The organism is Lysobacter sp. Soil_N_51 (genome assembly GCF_057655755.1).
In genome coordinates this window covers 112,218-133,040 of the sequence record NZ_JBDGLR010000013.1, presented here as the reverse complement: position 1 = coordinate 133,040, position 20,823 = coordinate 112,218, and the positions used below count along the sequence as shown (strand labels likewise).

At 63.5% G+C, this 20,823-nt stretch carries 27 protein-coding genes; all 27 read right to left on the bottom strand.

The annotated features are described in order from the left end of the window. Nucleotides 1-58: 58 nt before the first annotated feature. Nucleotides 59-1,432 (bottom strand): preprotein translocase subunit SecY, encoded by a 1,374-nt coding sequence (gene secY / locus AC3A4T_RS22970; RefSeq protein WP_487677500.1) that lies wholly within the window; start codon nucleotides 1,430-1,432, stop codon nucleotides 59-61. A gap of 7 nt (nucleotides 1,433-1,439) precedes the next feature. Beyond that, nucleotides 1,440-1,877: a 50S ribosomal protein L15 gene (rplO, locus tag AC3A4T_RS22965; RefSeq protein ID WP_036111758.1), complete on the bottom strand. Its 438-nt coding sequence runs from the start codon at nucleotides 1,875-1,877 to the stop codon at nucleotides 1,440-1,442. A 10-nt stretch (nucleotides 1,878-1,887) separates the two neighbouring features. Continuing rightward, nucleotides 1,888-2,094 (bottom strand): 50S ribosomal protein L30, encoded by a 207-nt coding sequence (gene rpmD, locus AC3A4T_RS22960; protein WP_056110763.1) that lies wholly within the window; start codon nucleotides 2,092-2,094, stop codon nucleotides 1,888-1,890. Continuing rightward, entirely contained in the window at nucleotides 2,087-2,626 is a 540-nt protein-coding gene (gene rpsE, locus AC3A4T_RS22955; RefSeq protein WP_046657640.1) for a 30S ribosomal protein S5, read from the bottom strand. The genes rpmD and rpsE overlap by 8 nt, the downstream gene beginning before the upstream one ends. Before the next feature lie 181 nt (nucleotides 2,627-2,807). Next, nucleotides 2,808-3,161 carry a 50S ribosomal protein L18 gene (rplR, locus tag AC3A4T_RS22950; RefSeq protein ID WP_036111769.1) on the bottom strand — a complete coding sequence of 118 codons (354 nt, stop codon included), beginning with the start codon at nucleotides 3,159-3,161 and terminating at the stop codon, nucleotides 2,808-2,810. A 66-nt stretch (nucleotides 3,162-3,227) separates the two neighbouring features. Further along, nucleotides 3,228-3,755: a 50S ribosomal protein L6 gene (rplF, locus tag AC3A4T_RS22945; protein ID WP_036111772.1), complete on the bottom strand. Its 528-nt coding sequence runs from the start codon at nucleotides 3,753-3,755 to the stop codon at nucleotides 3,228-3,230. A gap of 14 nt (nucleotides 3,756-3,769) precedes the next feature. After that, nucleotides 3,770-4,168 carry a 30S ribosomal protein S8 gene (gene rpsH / locus AC3A4T_RS22940; protein WP_487677499.1) on the bottom strand — a complete coding sequence of 133 codons (399 nt, stop codon included), beginning with the start codon at nucleotides 4,166-4,168 and terminating at the stop codon, nucleotides 3,770-3,772. Between the two features lie 145 nt (nucleotides 4,169-4,313). Beyond that, nucleotides 4,314-4,619, bottom strand: coding sequence for a 30S ribosomal protein S14 (gene rpsN / locus AC3A4T_RS22935; RefSeq protein WP_036111781.1), 306 nt, complete (start codon nucleotides 4,617-4,619; stop codon nucleotides 4,314-4,316). Between the two features lie 15 nt (nucleotides 4,620-4,634). After that, nucleotides 4,635-5,177, bottom strand: a complete 543-nt coding sequence (gene rplE / locus AC3A4T_RS22930; RefSeq protein ID WP_036111783.1) for a 50S ribosomal protein L5 — start codon at nucleotides 5,175-5,177, stop codon at nucleotides 4,635-4,637. A gap of 11 nt (nucleotides 5,178-5,188) precedes the next feature. Further along, on the bottom strand, nucleotides 5,189-5,503 hold the full coding sequence (rplX, locus tag AC3A4T_RS22925) for a 50S ribosomal protein L24 (protein ID WP_036111786.1): 315 nt from the start codon (nucleotides 5,501-5,503) through the stop codon (nucleotides 5,189-5,191). Between the two features lie 16 nt (nucleotides 5,504-5,519). Further along, nucleotides 5,520-5,888: a 50S ribosomal protein L14 gene (gene rplN, locus AC3A4T_RS22920; protein WP_031373826.1), complete on the bottom strand. Its 369-nt coding sequence runs from the start codon at nucleotides 5,886-5,888 to the stop codon at nucleotides 5,520-5,522. A 14-nt stretch (nucleotides 5,889-5,902) separates the two neighbouring features. Beyond that, a complete protein-coding gene (gene rpsQ / locus AC3A4T_RS22915; protein ID WP_056110760.1) occupies nucleotides 5,903-6,172 on the bottom strand; it encodes a 30S ribosomal protein S17 in 270 nt (89 codons plus the stop codon). A gap of 9 nt (nucleotides 6,173-6,181) precedes the next feature. Next, nucleotides 6,182-6,367 (bottom strand): 50S ribosomal protein L29, encoded by a 186-nt coding sequence (gene rpmC, locus AC3A4T_RS22910; protein WP_036111794.1) that lies wholly within the window; start codon nucleotides 6,365-6,367, stop codon nucleotides 6,182-6,184. Further along, complete coding sequence (gene rplP, locus AC3A4T_RS22905) at nucleotides 6,367-6,780, bottom strand: 50S ribosomal protein L16 (protein ID WP_036111797.1); 414 nt, start codon at nucleotides 6,778-6,780, stop codon at nucleotides 6,367-6,369. The genes rpmC and rplP overlap by 1 nt, the downstream gene beginning before the upstream one ends. Before the next feature lie 6 nt (nucleotides 6,781-6,786). Further along, on the bottom strand, nucleotides 6,787-7,530 hold the full coding sequence (rpsC, locus tag AC3A4T_RS22900) for a 30S ribosomal protein S3 (protein ID WP_036111800.1): 744 nt from the start codon (nucleotides 7,528-7,530) through the stop codon (nucleotides 6,787-6,789). A gap of 14 nt (nucleotides 7,531-7,544) precedes the next feature. Beyond that, nucleotides 7,545-7,880, bottom strand: a complete 336-nt coding sequence (rplV, locus tag AC3A4T_RS22895) for a 50S ribosomal protein L22 (RefSeq protein ID WP_036111801.1) — start codon at nucleotides 7,878-7,880, stop codon at nucleotides 7,545-7,547. 10 nt (nucleotides 7,881-7,890) lie between these two features. Continuing rightward, a complete protein-coding gene (gene rpsS / locus AC3A4T_RS22890; RefSeq protein ID WP_031373832.1) occupies nucleotides 7,891-8,160 on the bottom strand; it encodes a 30S ribosomal protein S19 in 270 nt (89 codons plus the stop codon). Between the two features lie 6 nt (nucleotides 8,161-8,166). Next, the gene (rplB, locus tag AC3A4T_RS22885; protein WP_036111804.1) at nucleotides 8,167-8,994 is read right to left on the bottom strand and encodes a 50S ribosomal protein L2; all 828 of its coding nucleotides are present in this window, start codon (nucleotides 8,992-8,994) and stop codon (nucleotides 8,167-8,169) included. Nucleotides 8,995-9,004: 10 nt separating this feature from the next. Next, entirely contained in the window at nucleotides 9,005-9,301 is a 297-nt protein-coding gene (gene rplW, locus AC3A4T_RS22880; protein ID WP_036111808.1) for a 50S ribosomal protein L23, read from the bottom strand. Next, a complete protein-coding gene (gene rplD / locus AC3A4T_RS22875) occupies nucleotides 9,298-9,903 on the bottom strand; it encodes a 50S ribosomal protein L4 (RefSeq protein WP_036111811.1) in 606 nt (201 codons plus the stop codon). The genes rplW and rplD overlap by 4 nt, the downstream gene beginning before the upstream one ends. A 2-nt stretch (nucleotides 9,904-9,905) precedes the next feature. Next, nucleotides 9,906-10,562: a 50S ribosomal protein L3 gene (gene rplC, locus AC3A4T_RS22870; RefSeq protein ID WP_036111814.1), complete on the bottom strand. Its 657-nt coding sequence runs from the start codon at nucleotides 10,560-10,562 to the stop codon at nucleotides 9,906-9,908. 10 nt (nucleotides 10,563-10,572) lie between these two features. Further along, nucleotides 10,573-10,884, bottom strand: coding sequence for a 30S ribosomal protein S10 (gene rpsJ / locus AC3A4T_RS22865; RefSeq protein WP_027070119.1), 312 nt, complete (start codon nucleotides 10,882-10,884; stop codon nucleotides 10,573-10,575). A gap of 645 nt (nucleotides 10,885-11,529) precedes the next feature. Further along, nucleotides 11,530-12,720 carry an elongation factor Tu gene (tuf, locus tag AC3A4T_RS22860; protein WP_046657641.1) on the bottom strand — a complete coding sequence of 397 codons (1,191 nt, stop codon included), beginning with the start codon at nucleotides 12,718-12,720 and terminating at the stop codon, nucleotides 11,530-11,532. 170 nt (nucleotides 12,721-12,890) lie between these two features. After that, nucleotides 12,891-15,011 carry an elongation factor G gene (gene fusA, locus AC3A4T_RS22855; protein WP_487677498.1) on the bottom strand — a complete coding sequence of 707 codons (2,121 nt, stop codon included), beginning with the start codon at nucleotides 15,009-15,011 and terminating at the stop codon, nucleotides 12,891-12,893. Nucleotides 15,012-15,154: 143 nt separating this feature from the next. Further along, nucleotides 15,155-15,622 carry a 30S ribosomal protein S7 gene (gene rpsG, locus AC3A4T_RS22850; RefSeq protein WP_036115439.1) on the bottom strand — a complete coding sequence of 156 codons (468 nt, stop codon included), beginning with the start codon at nucleotides 15,620-15,622 and terminating at the stop codon, nucleotides 15,155-15,157. 83 nt (nucleotides 15,623-15,705) lie between these two features. Further along, the gene (rpsL, locus tag AC3A4T_RS22845) at nucleotides 15,706-16,080 is read right to left on the bottom strand and encodes a 30S ribosomal protein S12 (protein ID WP_036115437.1); all 375 of its coding nucleotides are present in this window, start codon (nucleotides 16,078-16,080) and stop codon (nucleotides 15,706-15,708) included. 412 nt (nucleotides 16,081-16,492) lie between these two features. Beyond that, nucleotides 16,493-20,725 (bottom strand): DNA-directed RNA polymerase subunit beta', encoded by a 4,233-nt coding sequence (gene rpoC, locus AC3A4T_RS22840; RefSeq protein ID WP_487677497.1) that lies wholly within the window; start codon nucleotides 20,723-20,725, stop codon nucleotides 16,493-16,495. Nucleotides 20,726-20,823 lie beyond the last annotated feature (98 nt).

The following is a 20,823-nucleotide window of genomic DNA, read 5'->3' as shown; positions in this document are numbered from 1 at the left end:
GCGATGACCTGCCCTGCCCAGCCCCGCGCGCTACTCTGGCGCGCGGAACGGTCCTGACTCACCCGCGCGCGAGACCGCCGCGCGAGCCGCCCTTCAAGTTCGCTTTCTTCAACAGGCTCTCGTACTGATGCGACATCAGATGAGCCTGGATTTGAGCGATGAAATCCATGATCACGACCACCACGATCAACAGCGAAGTACCGCCGAAGTAGAACGAGGTGCCGAGCTGGGTCCGCATGACCTCCGGAAGGAGGCAGACGATCACCAGGTAAATTGCGCCGGCCGCCGTCAAGCGGGTCAGCACGCCGTCAACGTAGTCCGCGGTGGCCTTGCCGGGGCGAATGCCCGGGATCAGCGCGCCCGACTTCTTGAGGTTGTCGGCGGTTTCCTGCGAATTGAACACCAGCGCGGTGTAGAAGAACGCGAAACCGACGATCAGGCCAGCATACAGAATCATGTGGACCGGCTCGCCCGGGCTGAGCCACTGGCTCAGGCGCTGAAGGAAACCGGACACGCCGCTGCCGCTGTTGCTCTGAGCGAACCAAGTCGCGGCGGTCGCGGGGAACATCACGATGCTGGAGGCGAAGATCGCCGGAATCACGCCCGACATGTTGAGCTTCAACGGCAGGAACGACGCCTGATTCATGTAGGCGTTACGACCGCCCTGACGACGCGCGTAGTTGACCGTGATCCGACGCTGGCCGCGTTCGACGAACACCACCAGGTAGGTGAAGGCCACCACCAGGGCGATGATCAGGATCGCCACGATCGGACTCATGTCGCCGTTGCGGATCTGCTCGAACATCTGGATCACCGCGGCCGGAAGGCCGGCGACGATGCCCGCGAAGATGATCAGCGAAACGCCGTTGCCGACGCCGCGCTCGGTGATCTGCTCGCCCAGCCACATCAGGAACATGGTGCCCGCCGTCAAGGCGATCACCGCGGTCAGGATGAAGCCCATGCCCGGTGCGTAGACCACCGGCGTGCCGTCGGGCGCGAGGCTCGACTGCAGGCCCGTGGCGATGCCCCAGGCCTGGAAGATCGCCAGCGGAATCGCACCCATGCGCGACCATTGATTGATCTTGCGACGGCCCGATTCGCCTTCCTTCTGGATGGCTTTCAGGCTCGGCACGATCTGCACCAGCAGCTGCACGATGATGGACGCCGAGATGTACGGCATCACGTTCAACGCGAACAGGCTGAAGCGGTGCAGAGCGCCACCGGAGAACATGTTGAACATGTCCACGATGGTGCCCTGCTTGGTCTCCATGAACTTGACCATCGCCTCCGGGTTGATACCCGGCACCGGGATGTAGCTACCGATGCGATAGACGATCAACGCGCCGATGACGAACAGCAAACGCTGACGCAACTCGGTGAACTTACCGAGTCCGCCGCCGATTCCAGCCATTGCGTTGCCGCTGCGCGCCATTGAGCCCTTACTCCTCGACCTTGCCGCCGGCCGCTTCGACCGCGGCCTTCGCGCCGGCCGTGGCCAGCACGCCCTTGAGCACGAACTTCTTGGTCAGCTCGCCCTTCTTCACGATCTTGGCCTGCTTGGCGTTGCTCGGAACCAGCTTGGCGGCCTTGAGCGCGGCGAAATCGATCTCGCCGGCTTCCAGCTTGTCCAGCTGATACAGCAGCACTTCGGCCGTGTCGTTCTTCAGCTTGGAGCGGAAGCCGATCTTCGGCAGACGACGCTGCATGGGCATCTGGCCGCCTTCGAAACCGGCCTTGATCTTGCCCTTGCCCGAACGCGCGAACGAACCCTTGTGGCCGCGGCCCGCGGTCTTGCCGAGGCCCGAACCGATACCGCGACCGACGCGCTTGCGGTCTTCGCGGGCGCCGTCAGCCGGCTTGAGTGTATTGAGACGCATGATGTGCTCCTTAGCCCTCGACCTGAACCAGGTAGTGGACCGTATTGATCAGGCCACGAACCTGCGGGCTGTCTTTCAGCGTCCGCACGTCGTTGAGCTTGTTCAGGCCGAGCGCCTTCACCGACAGGCGGTGACGCGACTGACAGCCACGCAGACCCTTGACCAGGCGCACCGTGACGGTGCCGCCTTCGACGGGCGTGTTAGCAGCCTTAGCCATGGTTGAGATCCTCCACCTTCTTGCCGCGCTTGGCCGCGATCTTGGCCGGCGAATGCATGCCGGTCAGACCCTTGAGCGTGGCGCGAACCAGGTTGATCGGGTTACGCGAACCGGTGGCCTTGGCCAACACGTTCTTGACGCCGACCGCTTCGAGCACGGCGCGCATCGCGCCGCCGGCGATCACGCCGGTACCTTCCGACGCCGGCTGCATGTACACATGCGCCGCGCCATGGCCCGACTTCACGGCATGCCACAAGGTGCCGCCGTTGAGGTCCACGTTGTTCATCGCCTTGCGGGCGTATTCCATCGACTTCTGGATCGCGACCGGCACTTCGCGCGCCTTGCCGTAGCCGAAGCCGACCTTGCCGTTGCCGTCACCGACCACCGTCAACGCGGTGAAGGTGAACTGGCGACCGCCCTTGACGGTCTTGCTGACGCGGTTGACCGCGATCAGCTTCTCGATCATGCCGTCGTCGATCTCTTCGCGGTTGCGATCACGGTCGCGGCCCCGCGGGGCTCTATCGTCTGCCATTTCGGTGTCTCGTTGATTAATGGGATTTGCGGCGTGGCCGCTTATGATTGTGATGTGGTTCGGGTGCCGCACCTATGGCAGGAATCCACCATGGCGCCCGACGCGGCCCGCGTCGGCAGGTGAAACTATTTCGTGCAGAAGGCGTGGAGACGAATCTCCACGCTTTCAAGTCTCGAAAGACTTAGAACTGCAAACCGCCTTCGCGAGCGGCATCGGCCAGCGCCTTGATGCGGCCGTGGTAGCGGTAGCCCGAGCGGTCGAACGCGACCTTCTCGATGCCCGCGGCCTTGGCGCGCTCGGCGATCATCTTGCCGACCTTGACGGCGGCTTCGGCGTTCTTGCCGTTCTTCAGGCCTTCCTTGACGTCGGCCTGCACGGTCGAGGCCGAAGCCAGGACCTTGGAGCCGTCGGCGGTGAAGACCTGGGCGTACAGGTGCTGACCGGTGCGCAGCACGGTCAGACGGGCGACGCCGAGATTGCGGATGTGCGACCGGGTCGACTTGGCGCGGCGCAGACGAGCGATGTTCTTGTTCATGTTCTGATCTCCGAAAGCTGAAGGCTTGGTGTCGTGGGAGCCGGTGCGGGACCGGCGCCCTACCCGTTAGGCCTTCTTGGCTTCCTTGCGGATGATGACTTCGCCGGCGTACTTCACACCCTTGCCCTTGTAGGGCTCCGGCGGACGGAAACCGCGGATCTTGGCGGCAACTTCACCGACGCGCTGCTTGTCCGCGCCCTGGACCAGGATTTCGGTCTGGGTCGGGGTCGCGATGGTGATGCCTTCCGGAGCCTTGAACAGGACCGGATGGGAGAAACCCAGGGCCAGGTTCAGGTCGGCGCCCTGCATCGAGGCGCGGTAACCGACGCCGACCAGCTCGAGCTTGCGCTCGAAGCCTTCGGACACGCCCTTCACCATGTTGGCGAGGATCGCGCGCAGGGTACCGGTCAGCGGGATCAGCGCCGCGTCTTCGGTGGTGAACAGCGCTTCGCCGTTCTCGACCTTGAGGCTGATGGCGGCCGGCTTACCGATCGACAGGGTGCCCTTCGGGCCCTTGGCGGCGATCGAATCGGCCTGGATGTTGAGTTCGACGCCCTTCGGGAGAGCGATCGGCTTCTTGGCAACTCGGGACATGGTCGTTTACTCCCTTAAGCCACGAAGCACAGGACTTCACCGCCGACGCCCTGCTGGCGCGCCTGCGCATCGGTCATGATGCCCTTGGAGGTGGAGATGATCGCGATACCCAAGCCGCCGAGGACCTTCGGGATCGCGTCCTTGCCGCGGTACTGACGCAGGCCCGAGCGGGAGTAGCGCTGCAGGCGCTCGATCACCGGCTTGCCTTCGTAGTACTTCAGCGAAATTTCGAGTTCGGACTTGCCCGGACCGACTTCGGTCACGCGCGAATCCAGGATGTAACCCTCGTCCTTCAACACGGCGGCGATCGCCACCTTGATCTTGGAAGCGGGCATTTTCACCGTCTGCTTGCGCACAGCGGCCGCATTCTTGATGCGGACCAGCATGTCGGCGATGGGATCAGTCATGCTCATTGTGAGTCACCTATGAGTAGCACCGATATCCGCGGGATTGCGAATTTCAGTAGTAATTACAACGGATTACAGCGTTTTCAATAACGCCGCCGCGGCCCGAGGGCCGCGGCGGTTGAACCGGGTAGCCGGCTATCGTACCAGAGATTTACCAGCTTGCCTTACGCAGGCCCGGCACATCGCCGCGCATGGTGGCTTCGCGCAGCTTGTTGCGGCCGAGGCCGAACTTGCTGTAGACGCCGCGCGAACGGCCGGTCAGGACGCAGCGGTTGCGCTGGCGGCTCGGCGAGGAGTCGCGCGGCAGCTTCTGCAGCTTGATGACCGCCTCGGCCTTCTCTTCGTACGACGAGTTGTCGCTGGAGATGATCTTCTTGAGCGCATCACGCTTGCCGGCGTACTTCTTCGCCAGCTTGGTCCGCTTGATGTCGCGGTTGATCATGGAAGTCTTAGCCATTGTTCAATCCTAGACTCAGTTGCGGAACGGGAAGCGGAAGGCTTCGAGCAGGGCCTTGGCCTCGGCATCGGTCTTCGCGGTCGTGGTGATCGCGATGTCCATGCCGCGCAGCGCGTCGACCTGGTCGAAATCGATTTCCGGGAAGATGATCTGTTCCTTGACGCCCATGTTGTAGTTGCCACGGCCGTCGAACGAACGGCCGGAGACACCACGGAAGTCGCGCACGCGCGGCAACGAGATGTTGACCAGGCGGTCGAGGAACTCGTACATCTTGGCGCGACGCAGGGTGACCTTGGCGCCGATCGGCCAGCCGTCGCGGATCTTGAACGAAGCCACCGACACGCGGGACTTGGTCACGATCGGCTTCTGGCCGGCGATCTTGGTCATGTCCGCAACGGCATTTTCCAGGATCTTCTTGTTGGTGGCCGCTTCGCCCACGCCCATGTTCAGGGTGATCTTGACGAGGCGCGGCACTTCCATCGGGTTCTTGTAGCCGAACTTCTCAGTCAGCACCGGAACCACTTCTTTCTTGTAGAACTCTTCCAGACGGGTGGTCATTTCAGCATTCCTCAGGCGTCAACCGCCTCACCACTGGAGCGGAACACACGCAGTTTGCGTCCATCCTCCAGTACCTTGAAACCGATGCGCTCGCCCTTGCCGGAGGCCGGGTTGAACAGCATGACGTTGGAAATGTGAATCGGCGCTTCGCGCTCGATCACGCCGCCCGGCTGGTTGGCCTGCGGATTCGGCTTGGTGTGGCGCTTGATGATGTTGATGTTCGACACGACGACCTTGTCGCCGAGCACGCGCACCACATCGCCCTTCTTGCCCTTGTCCTTGCCGGCAGTGACGATCACTTGATCGCCCTTCTTGATACGGTTCATGGTCTAGTTCCTCCGCTCAGAGCACTTCAGGCGCGAGCGAGACGATCTTCATGAACTTCTCCGAGCGAAGCTCGCGAGTCACGGGTCCGAAGATACGGGTGCCGATCGGCTCATGCTTGTTGTTGAGCAACACCGCGGCGTTGCCATCGAAGCGGATCAGCGAGCCGTCCGGACGGCGCACACCCTTGCGGGTGCGAACCACGACGGCGTCATAGACGTCGCCCTTCTTGACCTTGCCACGCGGGATCGCGTCTTTCACGGTGACCTTGATGATGTCGCCAATGTGCGCGTAACGGCGCTTGGAGCCGCCGAGCACCTTGATGCACATCACTTCCTTAGCACCGGAGTTGTCGGCCACGCCGAGGTAGCTTTGCATCTGGATCATGGTTCAGCCTCCTCTTAAATGGCCGCGCGGCTGACGATTTCAACCACGCTCCAGTTCTTGGTCTTGGACATCGGAGCAATTTCCTTCACCCGCACGATATCGCCTTCCTTGCAGGCGTTTTCGGCGTCGTGGGCGTGGAGCTTGGTCGAGCGACGGATGTACTTGCCGTACAGCGCGTGCTTGACCTGGCGCTCGACGAGCACGGTGACGGTCTTGTCCATCTTGTTGCTGACGACCCGGCCTTCAACCGTGCGCAGCGCCTTGTCTGTATTGTTGTCGGTCATGGCGGGTCCTTACTTCTTCTCGCCCAGCAGCATGTTCACGCGAGCAATCTCGCGCTTCACACGGCGGGCTTCATGGGTCTTTGCGAGCTGACCGGTGGCCTTCTGCATGCGCAGAGCGAAGCTCTCCTTGTGCAGGTCGACCAGGTGGGCCTTGAGCTCGTCCGCCGACTTCTGGCGCAGTTGCTTGAGTTCCATTAGCGCACCGTCCGGGTAACGAAAGTGGTGGTCACCGAGAGCTTGGCGGCGGCCAGGCGGAACGCTTCACGCGCCACGTCTTCGGCCACGCCTTCGATCTCGTAAATCATGCGACCGGGCTGGATCTGGGCGACCCAGTACTCGACGTTGCCCTTACCGGAGCCCATTCGGACTTCGATCGGCTTCTTGGTGATCGGCTTGTCCGGGAACACGCGGATCCACATCTTGCCGCCGCGCTTGACGTAGCGGCTGATCGAGCGGCGGGCCGCTTCGATCTGGCGCGCGGTCAGCTGACCGTGCGCGGTCGCCTTGAGGCCGTATTCGCCGAAGCTAACGGCATTGCCGCTCCAGCTCAGGCCATCATTGCGGCCCTTGTGCACCTTGCGGTACTTGGTTCGCTTGGGTTGCAACATGATGGATTACCTCTGTTCGCGGGCAGGACGGCCCGGGCGGTCGTTACGATCACCGCGATCGCCGCGGTCACCACGATCGCTGCGCGGCGAATCGTCCTGCTTCTCTTGGCCGACCTGGGAGAAATCGAAGATTTCGCCCTTGTAGACCCATACCTTGATGCCGATGATGCCGTACGTCGTCTTGGCTTCAGCGAAGCCGTAGTCGATGTCGGCGCGCAGCGTGTGCAGCGGCACGCGACCTTCGCGGTACCACTCCGAACGCGCGATTTCGGCGCCGTTGAGGCGGCCGGCGACGTTGACCTTGATGCCCAGGGCACCCAGGCGCATCGCGTTGCCGACCGCGCGCTTCATCGCGCGGCGGAACATGATGCGGCGCTCGAGCTGCTGCGCGATGGACTCGGCGACCAGCTGCGCGTCGAGTTCCGGCTTGCGGACCTCGGTCACGTTGATGTGCGCCGGAACGCCCATCAGGGTGCTGACTTCCTTACGCAGCTTCTCGATGTCCTCGCCGCGCTTGCCGATCACCACGCCCGGACGGGCGGTGTGGATCGTCACGCGGGCGTTGTTCGCCGGACGTTCGATGAAGATCTTGGAAATACCCGCTTGAGCAAGCTTCTTGCGGAGCATCTCGCGGACCTTGAGGTCGGCGGCGAGGTACTCGGCATACTGCTTCTTGCCGGCAAACCACTTGGAATTCCAGTCCTTGGAGATACCAAGGCGGATTCCGGTCGGATGAACTTTATGACCCATTGTCTGACTCCGCCTTACTTGCCGGCGCCCACAACCACAGTGATGTGGCTGGTGCGCTTGAGGATGCGGGTGCCGCGGCCTTTCGCACGAGCCATAAAGCGCTTCAGTGCGGGACCCTCGTCCACCATGATGGTCGTGACCTTGAGCTCGTCGATGTCAGCGCCCTGATTGTTCTCGGCGTTGGCGATGGCGGACTCCACGACCTTGCGGATCAGTGCAGCTGCCTTCTTGTCCGAGAACTTCAGCAGGTTGACGGCGCGCTCGGCCGACAGACCGCGCACTTGGTCGGCGACCAGGCGGGCCTTCTGCGGGGAGATGCGCGCGGTGCGCAGGATGGCTTTCGCTTCCATGGTCATCTCCTTACTTACCCGACTTCTTGTCGCCGCCGTGACCCTTGAACGTACGGGTCAGAGCGAATTCGCCAAGCTTGTGGCCAACCATGTTTTCGTTGACCAGCACCGGGATGTGGTTTTTGCCGTTGTGCACGGCGATGGTGAAGCCCACCATTTCCGGCAGCACCATCGAGCGGCGCGACCAGGTCTTGATCGGCTTCTTGTTGTTGCCCGCGGTCTCCACCTTCTTGATGAGATGGTGGTCGACGAACGGACCTTTTTTGAGAGAACGTGCCATGGCCGATTAACCCCTGCGATCGCGCACGATGAATTGCGTGGTGCGCTTGTTCTTGCGCGTCTTGTAACCCTTGGTCGGAACACCCCAGGGGGTGACCGGATGCGGGTTGCCCTGGCCAGCCTTCGCCTCACCACCACCGTGCGGGTGGTCGACGGGGTTCATGGCGGCGCCGCGGACGGTCGGCTTGATACCGCGCCAGCGCTTGGCGCCGGCCTTGCCGAGCTTCTCGAGGCTGTGCTCGTCGTTGCCGACTTCGCCGATGGTCGCGCAGCAGTCGACCGGCACCTTGCGCATTTCGCCGGAGCGAAGACGCAGCGTGGCGTAACCCTGTTCGCGAGCGACCAGCTGGACGCCGGCGCCGGCGGCGCGGGCGAGCTGAGCGCCCTTGCCCGGCTTCATCTCGATGCAATGCACCGTGGAGCCGACCGGGATGTTGCTCAGCGGCAGCGTGTTGCCGACGCGGATCGGGGCGTCACGGCCAGCGATCACCTGATCGCCGTCCTTCAGGCCCTTGGGGGCGATGATGTAACGACGCTCGCCATCGACGTAGCACAGCAGCGCGATGTGCGCGGTGCGGTTGGGATCGTATTCGATCCGCTCGACGCGGGCCGGAATGCCGACCTTGTCGCGCTTGAAGTCGATGATGCGGTAATGCTGCTTGTGGCCACCGCCGATGTGACGGGTGGTGATGCGGCCGTGGTGGTTACGACCGCCGCTCTTGCTCTGCTTTTCGACCAACGCCGCGTGCGGCGCGCCCTTGTGCAGGCCCGGGGTCACGACGCGAACCGCGTTGCGGCGGCCGGCGGACGTGGGCTTGAATGTCATCAATGCCATGGATCTTTCCTCAGGCCTTGGCCATCACGTCGATCGACTGGCCTTCGGCCAGCTTCACGTACGCCTTGCGCCAGTCGGCGCGACGGCCCATGCGGAACTTGAAGGCTTTGTTCTTGCCCTTCACGTTGACCACATTGACAGCCTCGACCTTGACGTCGAACAGCTTTTCCACGGCGACCTTGATGTCGGCCTTGGTAGCGTCCGTCGCGACTTCGAAGACGTATTGGTTGGAGACTTCCTGCAGACGGGCGGTCTTTTCGGACACGCGCGGCGCGCGGATGATGCTGTAAAGCTTGGCGTCGTTCATGCCAGCCACTCCTCGATCTTCTTGACCGCATCGGCGGTGAACACGATCGAATCGGCGCCGACGAGGGCGACCGGATCGAGTCCCTGCACGTCGCGGACTTCCACGTAAGGCAGGTTGCGCGCCGAGAGGTACAGATTCTCGGATGCTTCCTCGGTGACGAGCAGCGGACGACGGCCCATGTCGAGCGACTTCAGCATGGAGATCATGCCCGAGGTCTTCGGCGAGTCGATGTCGAGCTTTTCGACGACGGTGATGCGGCCCTGGCGGTTGAGTTCCGACAGGATCGACGCGATCGCCGCGCGGTACATCTTGCGGTTCACCTTCTGGGCGAAGCTGCGCGGCTTGGCCGCGAAGGTCACGCCGCCGCCGACGAAGATCGGAGCCGTCAGCGCGCCATGACGCGCACCGCCGCCCTTCTGCTTCTTCGACTTCTTGGTGGTGCCGTTGACTTCCGAACGCGTCTTCTGCGCCTTGGTGCCGGCGCGGCCCGCGTTGCGGTAGGCCACGACCACCTGGTGAATCAGGTCTTCGCTGAATTCGCGATCGAAGATGGCGTCGGAAACCGACAGCTTCTTGTCGCTACCGTTGATGGCAAGTTCCATCGTTATGCTCCCTTGCTCGACGGGCGGACGATCACGTCACCGCCCGGAGCGCCCGGCACGGCGCCCTTGATCGCGATCAGGCCGCGCTCGGCGTCGACCTTGACCACTTCCAGGCCCTGCGTGCTCTGCTGAACGAAACCCATGTGACCGGACATCTTCTTGCCCGGAAACACGCGGCCCGGCGTCTGACGCTGGCCGATAGAACCCGGCGAACGATGCGACAGCGAGTTACCGTGGGTCGCGTCGCCCATCTTGAAGTTCCAGCGCTTGATCGTGCCCTGGAAGCCCTTGCCCTTGGTGATGCCCTGGACGTCGACGATCTGGCCCACTTCGAAGATGTCGGCCTTGATCTCGCCGCCGACTTCGAACGCGCCGATCTTGTCGTCTTCCACGCGCAGTTCCCACAAGCCGCGACCGGCTTCGACCTTCGCCTTGGCGAGGTGTCCGGCTTCGGGCTTGTTGACGAGCGCCGCGCGGCGCACGCCGACGGTCACCTGCACGGCGCTGTAGCCGTCGGTGTCCGTGGTCTTGATCTGGGTAATGCGGTTCGGGGTCGCCTCGATCAGGGTCACCGGAACCGATTTGCCGTCTTCAGTGAAGAAGCGGCTCATGCCGGCCTTGCGACCGACGATGCCCAACGAATATTTCTTCGCGGTCATAGTGGTGGCCTCAGGTCAGCTTGATCTGCACGTCGACGCCAGCCGCGAGTTCGAGCTTCATCAGCGCGTCCACGGTCTTGTCGTTCGGGTCGACGATATCGAGCACACGCTTGTGCGTGCGGGTTTCGTACTGGTCACGCGCGTCTTTGTCGACGTGCGGGGACACCAGGATGGTGTAACGCTCGATCTTGGTCGGCAGCGGGATCGGGCCGCGCACTTGCGCGCCGGTCCGCTTAGCCGTCTCGACGATCTCGCTGGCCGAACGGTCGATCAAACGATGATCGTACGCCTTCAGCCGAATCCGGATCTTTTGGTCCGCCATGACGGAATTCCTTGGTTGAAAGAGCGACGGGACGGCTTCTGGGTGCGCCGGCCCCACGAAATGCAAACACTCCAGGACAACACCCTCGCCCCGGAGCTTCCCTGCCTGGAAAAGCTAAGGCGGCCCGGTCACCCGGTCCGCCCAGACGGAATAGAACGCAGGAAGGGCTCCATCAGCGTTCTTTGGATGCCCTTGCGGGCCCAGAACGTATGGAGCGCTGCCGTGCGACATGTCCCTGTCTGGCGAATACGAGGGGCATCCTGCTCCTCATTTCGCTGGTTGCGCCGCCCCGGCGTGAACAGGGGTGGCACGGTGGTCGCGCATTCTACATGCACCCGAGAGAAGAGTGCAAGCACTCGGCCCTGGGTCGCAGAAACACCCCCGCCCTGTCCATCCGGGCGGGGTTTGACTACCGGTTTTCCCAACCGCGGCCGCGGGCTGCGGTTGGGAAAACCGGCGACGGCTGGGCCGTCGCGGATTTCTTGGAACTGGCGGCTATCCGGGGATTGCCGCTTTGAAGCATCGAGCCTTTGACGAGGGATGGAACCGGACTTCGGAGCTACGACCTCGTCTCTGGACCCCCGCTTTCGCGGGGATGACGAATCGGCAAAGCCGTGCGCGCTTACGCGCGCACGGGCCGATTCGTCACTTGATGATCTTCGCCACCACGCCGGCACCGACGGTGCGGCCGCCTTCGCGGATCGCGAAGCGCAGGCCTTCGTCCATCGCCACCGGGTTGATCAGCGTGACCACCATCTTCACGTTGTCGCCCGGCATCACCATCTCGACGCCTTCCGGCAGCTCGCAAGCGCCGGTGATGTCGGTGGTGCGGAAGTAGAACTGCGGACGGTAGCCCTTGAAGAACGGGGTGTGACGGCCGCCTTCGTCCTTCGACAGCACATACACTTCGGCTTCGAAGTCGGTGTGCGGCTTGATCGAGCCCGGCTTGCACAGCACCTGGCCGCGCTCCACGTCGTCACGCTTGGTGCCGCGCAGCAGCAGACCGGCGTTGTCGCCCGCCTGACCCTGGTCCAGCAGCTTGCGGAACATTTCCACGCCGGTGACCGTCGTCTTCTGGGTCGCGCGGATACCGACGATTTCGATTTCGTCGCCGACCTTGATGATGCCGCGCTCGATACGGCCGGTCACCACGGTGCCGCGGCCCGAGATCGAGAACACGTCTTCCACCGGCATCAGGAACGGCTTGTCGACGTCACGCTCCGGCTGCGGAATGAAGGTGTCCAGCGCCTCGACCAGACGCAGGATCGACGGCACGCCGATTTCGCTCTGATCGCCTTCCAGCGCAAGACGCGCCGAACCGTGGATGATCGGGGTGTCGTCGCCCGGGAAGTCGTACTTGGTCAGCAGCTCGCGCACTTCCATCTCGACCAGCTCGAGCAGCTCGGCGTCGTCCACCATGTCGGCCTTGTTCAGGAACACGACGATGTACGGCACGCCGACCTGACGCGACAGCAGGATGTGCTCGCGGGTCTGCGGCATCGGGCCGTCAGCGGCCGAGCACACCAGAATCGCGCCGTCCATCTGCGCAGCGCCGGTGATCATGTTCTTCACGTAGTCGGCGTGGCCCGGGCAATCGACGTGCGCGTAGTGACGCGAAGCCGATTCGTATTCCACGTGCGCCGTCGAGATCGTGATGCCGCGCGCCTTCTCTTCCGGCGCCGCGTCGATCGCGTCGTACGCCTTGAACTCGCCACCAAAACGCTCGGCGCCCACCTTGGTCAGCGCGGCGGTCAGCGTGGTCTTGCCATGGTCGACGTGACCGATGGTGCCGACGTTGACGTGCGGCTTGGTGCGCTCGAATTTACCCTTAGCCATGATATCTCTCTCAAATGTTCTGTGATTCGTGAATCGGGATTGGGGATTGGCGATCAACGGCCGCCCAATCCCTTACTAATTTGTCGTGCTCGATCAGGTCCGAAGCGAGGTCCGGGAGCAGGTGGAATCCGTGTTGCGAATCCCGAATCCCCACTCCCGAATCCCGTCTATCAGCCGCCCTTCTTGATCACGGTCTCGGCGATGTTGTTCGGCGCCTCGGCGTAGTGATCGAATTCCATCGTGAAGGTGGCACGGCCCTGGGTCAGCGAACGAATGGTCGTCGCGTAACCGAACATCTCGCCCAGCGGCACCATCGCGTTGATGGTCTTGCCCGACGGCGTGTCGTCCTGGCCCTGCAACAGGCCGCGACGGCGACTCAAGTCGCCCATCACGTCGCCGACGTAATCTTCCGGCGTCACGACTTCGACTTTCATCATCGGCTCCAGCAGGACCGGATCGGCCTTGCGGAAACCTTCCTTGAACGCCATCGACGCGGCGAGCTTGAACGCCATTTCCGAGGAGTCGACGTCGTGGTACGAGCCGAACACCAGCTTGACCTTGACGCCCACGACCGGGAAGCCGGCCAGCGGACCGCTGGTGATGGTTTCGCGCAGGCCCTTCTCGATCGCCGGGATGAATTCCTTCGGAATCACGCCGCCGGTGATGTCGTTGACGAACAGGAAATCGTTCTCGACGTCCTCGTTGGCGCGGTCCTTCTCGTTCATCGGCGACAGCTCGATCACGACGTGACCGTACTGACCCTTACCGCCGGACTGCTTGGCGTGCTTGTAATCCGACTTGACGTCCGACTTGCGGATGGTCTCGCGGTACGCCACCTGCGGCTTGCCGACGTTGGCTTCGACGTTGAACTCGCGCTTCATGCGGTCGACGAGGATGTCCAGGTGCAGCTCGCCCATGCCGGCGATGATGGTCTGGCCCGATTCTTCGTCGGTGCGCACGCGGAACGAAGGATCTTCCTGCGCCAGGCGGCCCAGAGCGATACCCATCTTTTCCTGGTCCGACTTGGTCTTGGGTTCGACCGCCATCGAGATGACGGGCTCCGGGAAGATCATGCGTTCCAGGGTGATGATGTGATCCTGCGCGCACAGCGTGTCGCCGGTGGTCACGTCCTTCAGGCCGACCGCCGCGGCGATGTCGCCGGCGCGGACTTCCTTGATTTCGTCGCGCTGGTTGGCGTGCATCTGCAGGATGCGGCCCACGCGCTCTTTCTTCGACTTGACCGGGTTGTACACCTGGTCGCCCGAATTGAGCACGCCCGAGTAGACGCGGAAGAAGGTCAGCGAACCCACGAACGGGTCGGTCATGATCTTGAACGCCAGCGCCGAGAACGGCTCGGTGTCGGACGCCTTGCGGCTGTCTTCCTTGTCGTCTTCGTCGATGCCGGGAACCGGCGGACGATCGGACGGCGACGGCAGCAGGTTGATCACGCCGTCGAGCATGGCCTGAACGCCCTTGTTCTTGAACGCCGAGCCGCAGAACACCGGGACGATCTCGACGCGCAGGGTGCGCGCGCGCAGACCGGCGATGATCTCTTCCTCGGTCAGCTCGCCCTCGTTGAGGTACTTGTCCATGAGCTCTTCCGTGGCTTCCGCCGCGGCTTCGACCATGAACGCGCGAGCGGTTTCGGCCTGCGACTGCAGGTCGGCCGGAATGTCGCGGTACTCGAACTTGGTGCCCTGCGACGCGACGTCCCAATGGATCGCCTTCATCTTGAGCAGGTCGACCACGCCCTCGAAGCCTTCTTCGGCGCCGATCGGCACCTGCATCGGCACGGCGTAGGCGCCCAGACGGGCCTTGAGCTGCTCAACGACCTTGTCGAAGTTGGCGCCGGTGCGGTCCATCTTGTTGACGAAGGCCATGCGCGGCACGGAGTACTTGTTGGCCTGACGCCACACGGTCTCCGACTGCGGCTGGACGCCACCGACGGCGCACAGCACGAACACCGCGCCGTCGAGGACGCGCAGCGAGCGCTCCACTTCGATGGTGAAGTCGACGTGTCCGGGGGTGTCGATGATGTTGAAGCGGTGTTCGGGCAGCGACTTGTCCATGCCCTTCCAGAACGCGGTGGTCGCGGCGGAAGTGATGGTGATGCCGCGTTCCTGCTCCTGCTCCATCCAGTCCATCGTCGCGGCACCTTCGTGCACTTCGCCGATCTTGTGGCTGACGCCGGTGTAGAACAGGATGCGCTCGGACGTGGTGGTCTTGCCGGCATCGATGTGAGCCATGATGCCGAAGTTGCGGTAACGCTCGATGGGAGTGGTGCGAGCCACGGGACCCTCTCGTAATAAGTTTTCGAATTCCAGATGGCCGGACGCCGCCTCGTGGGCGGCCTCCGGTTCGCTAGGCGGCCATTTCGCCGCCGCGGCAACATCTCATGCGGATGTTGCGAAGACCCTGTCGCCAGGGTCTGCGATCACCAGCGGTAGTGAGCGAACGCGCGGTTCGCTTCCGCCATGCGGTGGGTTTCTTCGCGCTTCTTGATCGCCGCGCCGCGGTTTTCCGAGGCATCGAGCAGTTCGGCGGCCAGCTTGCGCGGCATCGAGCTCTCGCCACGCTTACGCGCGGATTCGATCAACCAGCGCATCGCCAGGGCCATGCGGCGCGAGGTGCGCACTTCGACCGGCACCTGGTAGGTGGCGCCGCCGACGCGACGCGACTTCACTTCGACCGACGGCGACACGTTGGTCAGCGCCTTCTCGACCAGCTCGAGAGCGTTGGGGCTCTTTTCGCCGATGACGTCCATTGCGCCGTACACGATCTTCTCGGCGACGGACTTCTTGCCGCTCTGCATGACCATATTGATGAAGCGCGCGATCGTCTCGCTGCCGTGCTTGGGATCGGGCAGGACCGAACGCTGAGGGGTGGAGCCTTTACGCGACATGGTGCGTACCTATATTCGTGATTCTTGACAGTCGTGCTGGCGGGTGGCGGCGCCGGACGGCGCGCGCCGGGCAAGCGACGCGCTTAGGACTTCGGACGCTTGGCGCCGTACTTGGAACGGCTCTGGCGACGCTTGGCGACACCGGCGGCATCGAGCGAGCCGCGCACGGTGTGGTAGCGCACGCCCGGCAGGTCCTTGACGCGACCGCCGCGGATCAGCACGACCGAGTGCTCCTGCAGGTTGTGGCCTTCGCCACCGATGTACGAAATGACTTCGTAACCGTTGGTCAGGCGCACCTTGGCGACCTTACGCAGCGCCGAGTTCGGCTTCTTCGGGGTCGTGGTGTACACGCGGGTGCAAACGCCGCGACGCTGCGGGCAGTTCGCGAGCGCCGGCGAGGCGCTCTTGTAGGTGGTCGCCTGCCGCGGCTTGCGGACGAGCTGATTGATGGTTGCCATCTAGAACTCTTGTATTGAGAGGGGCCGGGCGGCCGCTTCGTGAGAAACAAACGGCACGCCGAATACACCCGACCTGCCGAGACGAAAAAGTATAGCCCGCGCTGAACGTCTCCGTCAACGCAGGCGACACGAACAAGCAGAATCAGCGCTTTGCGGCGCCGACTTCGATACCCATTCGATTGATCCCGCCCTGCCCTGGGCCGAACACTAGGCGCTCCATGCGCCTAATTTCGTGATCTGGGATTCGGCCCATGCGGGCCCATCCGACTGGCGACGATAGCATATTTTTCGGGATTTGCCAGCCCTTTCGGCCATCCCCGAACCACGGGGCCGGTCGTCGCCGGATCCCGGACAAAAACAAGGCGGGCATCGCTGCCCGCCTTGTCTTCGTATCGCTGCTTACCGCGCAGGCTTAGGCGTTGTCGTCGCCGGCAATCGACTCGACCGCAGCCGCAGCCGGGGCTTCGACCGGGGCGGCGGTGACCGGACCCGACAGCGCTTCCATTTCCTGATCGGTCAGACCCGAGGCGTTCTTGCGACGCTGGGTGTGATACGCCAGACCGGTACCGGCCGGGATCAGACGACCGACGATCACGTTCTCCTTCAGGCCGCGCAGGCCATCGCGGGTACCGCGCACGGCGGCCTCGGTCAGCACGCGGGTGGTTTCCTGGAAGGAAGCCGCCGAGATGAAGGATTCCGTCGCCAGCGAGGCCTTGGTGATGCCCAGCAGGACCGGATCGTACTTGGCCGGGATCTCGTTACGGGCCAGCAGACGCGCGTTCTCTTCGACGAAGCGCTGACGCTCGATCTGCTCGCCGTGCAGGAACTTGCTGTCGCCGTGGTCGGTGATTTCGACCTTGCGCAGCATCTGACGGACGATCACTTCGATGTGCTTGTCGTTGATCTTCACGCCCTGCAGGCGGTAGACGTCCTGGATTTCCTTGGTCAGGTACACGGCCAGGGGCTCCACGCCGAGCAGGCGCAGGATGTCCTGCGGGCTCGGCTCGCCGTCCACCACGGTCTCGCCCTTCTCCACGTGCTCGCCTTCGAACACGATGATCTGGCGGTACTTCGGGATCAGCTCTTCGTGCTCGTCACCGTCGGCCTGCTTGATGATCAGGCGCTGCTTGCCCTTGGTGTCCTTGCCGAAGCTGACGATGCCGGAGACTTCGGCGAGGATCGCCGGGTCCTTCGGCTTGCGCGCTTCGAACAAGTCGGCGACGCGCGGCAGACCACCGGTGATGTCGCGGGTCTTCGACGCTTCCTGCGGGATCTTGGCGACCACGTCGCCCACGCCGACCGCGGCGCCGTCCTGCAGGTTGACGATCGAGCGCGGCGGCAGCAGGTACTGCGCCGGCAGATCGGTGTTCGGGATCGTCAGATCCTTGCCGTTCTTGTCGACGATGCGCACGATCGGACGCAGATCCTTGCCCTGCGAACCGCGACGCTTCGGGTCGGTGATTTCGCGCGACGCCAGGCCGGTCAGTTCGTCGGTCTTCTCGATCACGGTCACGCCATCGACGAAGTCGATGAAGCGAATGAAACCGGCGACTTCCGAAACGATCGGGTGGTTATGCGGATCCCAGTTGGCGACGGTCTGGCCGGCCTTGATCTCGGCGCCGTCCTTGACCGCGACGGTCGCGCCGTACGGCAGCTTGTAGCGCTCGCGCTCGCGGCCGTGCGGGTCGAGCACCGACAGTTCGCCCGAACGCGAGACCGCGACCAGATGGCCGTTGGCGTGCGCGACGTGCTTGAGGTTGTTGAACTTGATCGAACCGGTGGTCTTGACCGTGACGTTGTCGATCGCCGCAGCTCGCGACGCCGCACCACCGATGTGGAAGGTACGCATGGTCAGCTGGGTGCCGGGTTCGCCGATCGACTGCGCGGCGACGACGCCGACCGCTTCGCCGTGGTTGACCAAGTGACCGCGGCCGAGGTCGCGACCGTAGCAGTTGGCGCACACGCCGAAGCTGCTGGTGCAGGTGATCGTCGAGCGGACCTTGATCGACTGGACGCTGGCTTCTTCAAGCTTCGCGACCCAGGCTTCGTCGAGCAGGGTGTTGCGGGTGACGATCGGATCTTCATCGTTGCCCGGCAGGAACACGTCCTCGGCCACGACGCGACCCAGCACGCGATCGCGCAGCGGTTCGACCACGTCGCCGCCTTCGACGATCGGGGTCATCATCAGACCTTCGAGCGTGCCGCAATCGTCTTCGGTGATCACCACGTCCTGGGCCACGTCGACGAGACGACGGGTCAGGTAACCGGAGTTGGCGGTCTTCAACGCGGTATCGGCCAAGCCCTTACGCGCACCGTGGGTCGAGATGAAGTACTGAAGAACGTTCAGGCCTTCGCGGAAGTTCGCGGTGATCGGCGTTTCGATGATCGAGCCGTCGGGACGCGCCATCAGGCCGCGCATACCGGCCAGCTGACGGATCTGCGCCTGCGAACCACGCGCGCCGGAGTCGGCCATGATGTAAATCGAGTTCATGGACTTCTGCGGAACGCGCTTGCCTTCGGCATTCTCGACGGTGTCGGTGCCGATCGCGTCCATCATCGCCTTGGCAACGCGCTCGTTCGTGCGCGACCAGATGTCGACGACCTTGTTGTAGCGCTCGCCGGCGGTGACCAGACCGGACTGGTACTGCTGCTGGATTTCCAGCACTTCAGTCTCGGCTTCGGCCAGGATGCCCTTCTTCTCGCCCGGGATGATCATGTCGTCGATGCCGATCGAGACGCCGGCGCGGGTCGCGTAAGCGAAGCCGGTGTACATCAGGCGGTCGGCGAACACGACGGTGTCCTTCAGGCCGAGCATGCGGTAGCACGAGTTGATCAAACGGCTGATGTTCTTCTTGGTCAGCTCGGTATTGGCCAACGCGTACGGCAGGCCGTCGGGCAGGATCTCGCGCAGCAGCGCGCGGCCGACGGTGGTGTCGACGATCGAGGTCTTGGGCTCGCGGGTGCCGTCCTCGTTGATCACGATCTCGCTGATGCGGACCTTGACCTTGGCGTGGATCTGCACGACGCGGTTGTCGTAAGCGCGCTTCACTTCGGCGACGTTGGCGAACACCATGCCCTCGCCCGCCTTGTTCTCCAGGGCGCGGGTCATGTAGTACAGACCCAGCACGACGTCCTGCGACGGCACGATGATCGGCTCGCCGTTGGCCGGCGACAGGATGTTGTTCGACGCCATCATCAGCGCGCGCGCTTCCAGCTGGGCTTCCAGCGAGAGCGGCACGTGGACGGCCATCTGGTCACCGTCGAAGTCGGCGTTGAACGCGGTGCAGACCAGCGGGTGCAGCTGGATGGCCTTGCCTTCGATCAACACCGGCTCGAACGCCTGGATGCCCAGACGGTGCAGGGTCGGCGCACGGTTCAACAGCACCGGATGCTCGCGGATCACCTCTTCGAGGATGTCCCACACCTCGGCCTCCTCACGCTCGACCAGCTTCTTGGCGGCCTTGATCGTGGTGGCGAGACCGCGACGCTGCAGCTTGGCGAAGATGAAGGGCTTGAACAGTTCCAGCGCCATCTTCTTCGGCAGGCCGCACTCGTGCAGACGCAGGGTCGGGCCGACCACGATGACCGAACGGCCCGAGTAGTCCACGCGCTTGCCGAGCAGGTTCTGACGGAACCGGCCCTGCTTGCCCTTGATCATGTCGGCGAGCGACTTGAGCGGGCGCTTGTTGGTGCCGGTGATGGCGCGGCCGCGACGGCCGTTGTCCATCAGGGCGTCGACCGATTCCTGCAGCATGCGCTTTTCGTTGCGCACGATGATGTCGGGCGCATTGAGCTCAAGCAGACGACGCAGACGGTTGTTGCGGTTGATGACGCGGCGGTACAGGTCGTTCAAGTCGGAGGTCGCGAAGCGGCCGCCGTCCAGCGGGACCAACGGACGCAGGTCCGGCGGCAGCACCGGCAGCACGGTCATGACCATCCACTCGGGGCGGTTGCCCGACTCGAGGAAGGCTTCGACCAGCTTGATGCGCTTGGTGAGGCGCTTGAGCTTGGTCTCCGAACCGGTCGACGCGATGTCTTCCTTCAACTGCAGCATTTCGGCCTGCAGGTCGATGGTGCGCAGCAGGTCGTAGACCGCCTCGGCGCCCATCGCGGCTTCGAAGTCGTCGCCGTGTTCCTGGCGCGCGGTCAGGTACTGCTCTTCGGTCAGCAGGTTGCCGCGTTCCATCGGGGTCAGGCCCGGCTCGGTCACGACATAGGCTTCGAAGTACAGGATCCGCTCGATGTCGCGCAGGGTCATGTCCAGCATCAGGCCGATGCGCGAGGGCAGCGACTTGAGGAACCAGATGTGCGCGACCGGCGAGGCCAGGTCGATGTGGCCCATGCGCTCGCGGCGCACCTTGGCCAGGGTGACTTCGGTGCCGCACTTCTCGCAGACCACGCCACGGTGCTTCATGCGCTTGTACTTGCCGCACAGGCACTCGTAGTCCTTGATCGGTCCGAAGATCGCGGCGCAGAACAGGCCGTCGCGTTCGGGCTTGAAGGTACGGTAGTTGATGGTTTCGGGCTTCTTCACTTCGCCGAACGACCACGAACGGATCAGGTCCGGCGAGGCCAGCGCGATCTTGATCGCGTCGAAGTCCAGCGCGGGACGCTGCTGGTTGAAGAGATTGAGCAAGTCTTTCATTTTTGACTCCGGGATTCGGGATGAGAGATTTGAGATTCGTTAAAGCGGGGATCCGGAGGATCGGGACGGTCGGCGTTCGCCTTTACCAATCCCGAATC

What these genes read in the sequence shown, in the direction of transcription:
- secY (WP_487677500.1), bottom strand. Translation starts at nt 1,432, where the DNA reads ATGGCGCGCAGCGGCAACGCAATGGCTGGAATCGGCGGCGGACTCGGT.
- rplO (WP_036111758.1), bottom strand. Translation starts at nt 1,877, where the DNA reads ATGCGTCTCAATACACTCAAGCCGGCTGACGGCGCCCGCGAAGACCGC.
- rpmD (WP_056110763.1), bottom strand. Translation starts at nt 2,094, where the DNA reads ATGGCTAAGGCTGCTAACACGCCCGTCGAAGGCGGCACCGTCACGGTG.
- rpsE (WP_046657640.1), bottom strand. Translation starts at nt 2,626, where the DNA reads ATGGCAGACGATAGAGCCCCGCGGGGCCGCGACCGTGATCGCAACCGC.
- rplR (WP_036111769.1), bottom strand. Translation starts at nt 3,161, where the DNA reads ATGAACAAGAACATCGCTCGTCTGCGCCGCGCCAAGTCGACCCGGTCG.
- rplF (WP_036111772.1), bottom strand. Translation starts at nt 3,755, where the DNA reads ATGTCCCGAGTTGCCAAGAAGCCGATCGCTCTCCCGAAGGGCGTCGAA.
- rpsH (WP_487677499.1), bottom strand. Translation starts at nt 4,168, where the DNA reads ATGAGCATGACTGATCCCATCGCCGACATGCTGGTCCGCATCAAGAAT.
- rpsN (WP_036111781.1), bottom strand. Translation starts at nt 4,619, where the DNA reads ATGGCTAAGACTTCCATGATCAACCGCGACATCAAGCGGACCAAGCTG.
- rplE (WP_036111783.1), bottom strand. Translation starts at nt 5,177, where the DNA reads ATGACCACCCGTCTGGAAGAGTTCTACAAGAAAGAAGTGGTTCCGGTG.
- rplX (WP_036111786.1), bottom strand. Translation starts at nt 5,503, where the DNA reads ATGAACCGTATCAAGAAGGGCGATCAAGTGATCGTCACTGCCGGCAAG.
- rplN (WP_031373826.1), bottom strand. Translation starts at nt 5,888, where the DNA reads ATGATCCAGATGCAAAGCTACCTCGGCGTGGCCGACAACTCCGGTGCT.
- rpsQ (WP_056110760.1), bottom strand. Translation starts at nt 6,172, where the DNA reads ATGACCGACAACAATACAGACAAGGCGCTGCGCACGGTTGAAGGCCGG.
- rpmC (WP_036111794.1), bottom strand. Translation starts at nt 6,367, where the DNA reads ATGGAACTCAAGCAACTGCGCCAGAAGTCGGCGGACGAGCTCAAGGCC.
- rplP (WP_036111797.1), bottom strand. Translation starts at nt 6,780, where the DNA reads ATGTTGCAACCCAAGCGAACCAAGTACCGCAAGGTGCACAAGGGCCGC.
- rpsC (WP_036111800.1), bottom strand. Translation starts at nt 7,530, where the DNA reads ATGGGTCATAAAGTTCATCCGACCGGAATCCGCCTTGGTATCTCCAAG.
- rplV (WP_036111801.1), bottom strand. Translation starts at nt 7,880, where the DNA reads ATGGAAGCGAAAGCCATCCTGCGCACCGCGCGCATCTCCCCGCAGAAG.
- rpsS (WP_031373832.1), bottom strand. Translation starts at nt 8,160, where the DNA reads ATGGCACGTTCTCTCAAAAAAGGTCCGTTCGTCGACCACCATCTCATC.
- rplB (WP_036111804.1), bottom strand. Translation starts at nt 8,994, where the DNA reads ATGGCATTGATGACATTCAAGCCCACGTCCGCCGGCCGCCGCAACGCG.
- rplW (WP_036111808.1), bottom strand. Translation starts at nt 9,301, where the DNA reads ATGAACGACGCCAAGCTTTACAGCATCATCCGCGCGCCGCGCGTGTCC.
- rplD (WP_036111811.1), bottom strand. Translation starts at nt 9,903, where the DNA reads ATGGAACTTGCCATCAACGGTAGCGACAAGAAGCTGTCGGTTTCCGAC.
- rplC (WP_036111814.1), bottom strand. Translation starts at nt 10,562, where the DNA reads ATGACCGCGAAGAAATATTCGTTGGGCATCGTCGGTCGCAAGGCCGGC.
- rpsJ (WP_027070119.1), bottom strand. Translation starts at nt 10,884, where the DNA reads ATGGCGGACCAAAAGATCCGGATTCGGCTGAAGGCGTACGATCATCGT.
- tuf (WP_046657641.1), bottom strand. Translation starts at nt 12,720, where the DNA reads ATGGCTAAGGGTAAATTCGAGCGCACCAAGCCGCACGTCAACGTCGGC.
- rpsG (WP_036115439.1), bottom strand. Translation starts at nt 15,622, where the DNA reads ATGTCGCGTAAAGGCTCCACCCCTCAGCGTTCGGTCCTGCCCGATCCC.
- rpsL (WP_036115437.1), bottom strand. Translation starts at nt 16,080, where the DNA reads ATGGCAACCATCAATCAGCTCGTCCGCAAGCCGCGGCAGGCGACCACC.
- rpoC (WP_487677497.1), bottom strand. Translation starts at nt 20,725, where the DNA reads ATGAAAGACTTGCTCAATCTCTTCAACCAGCAGCGTCCCGCGCTGGAC.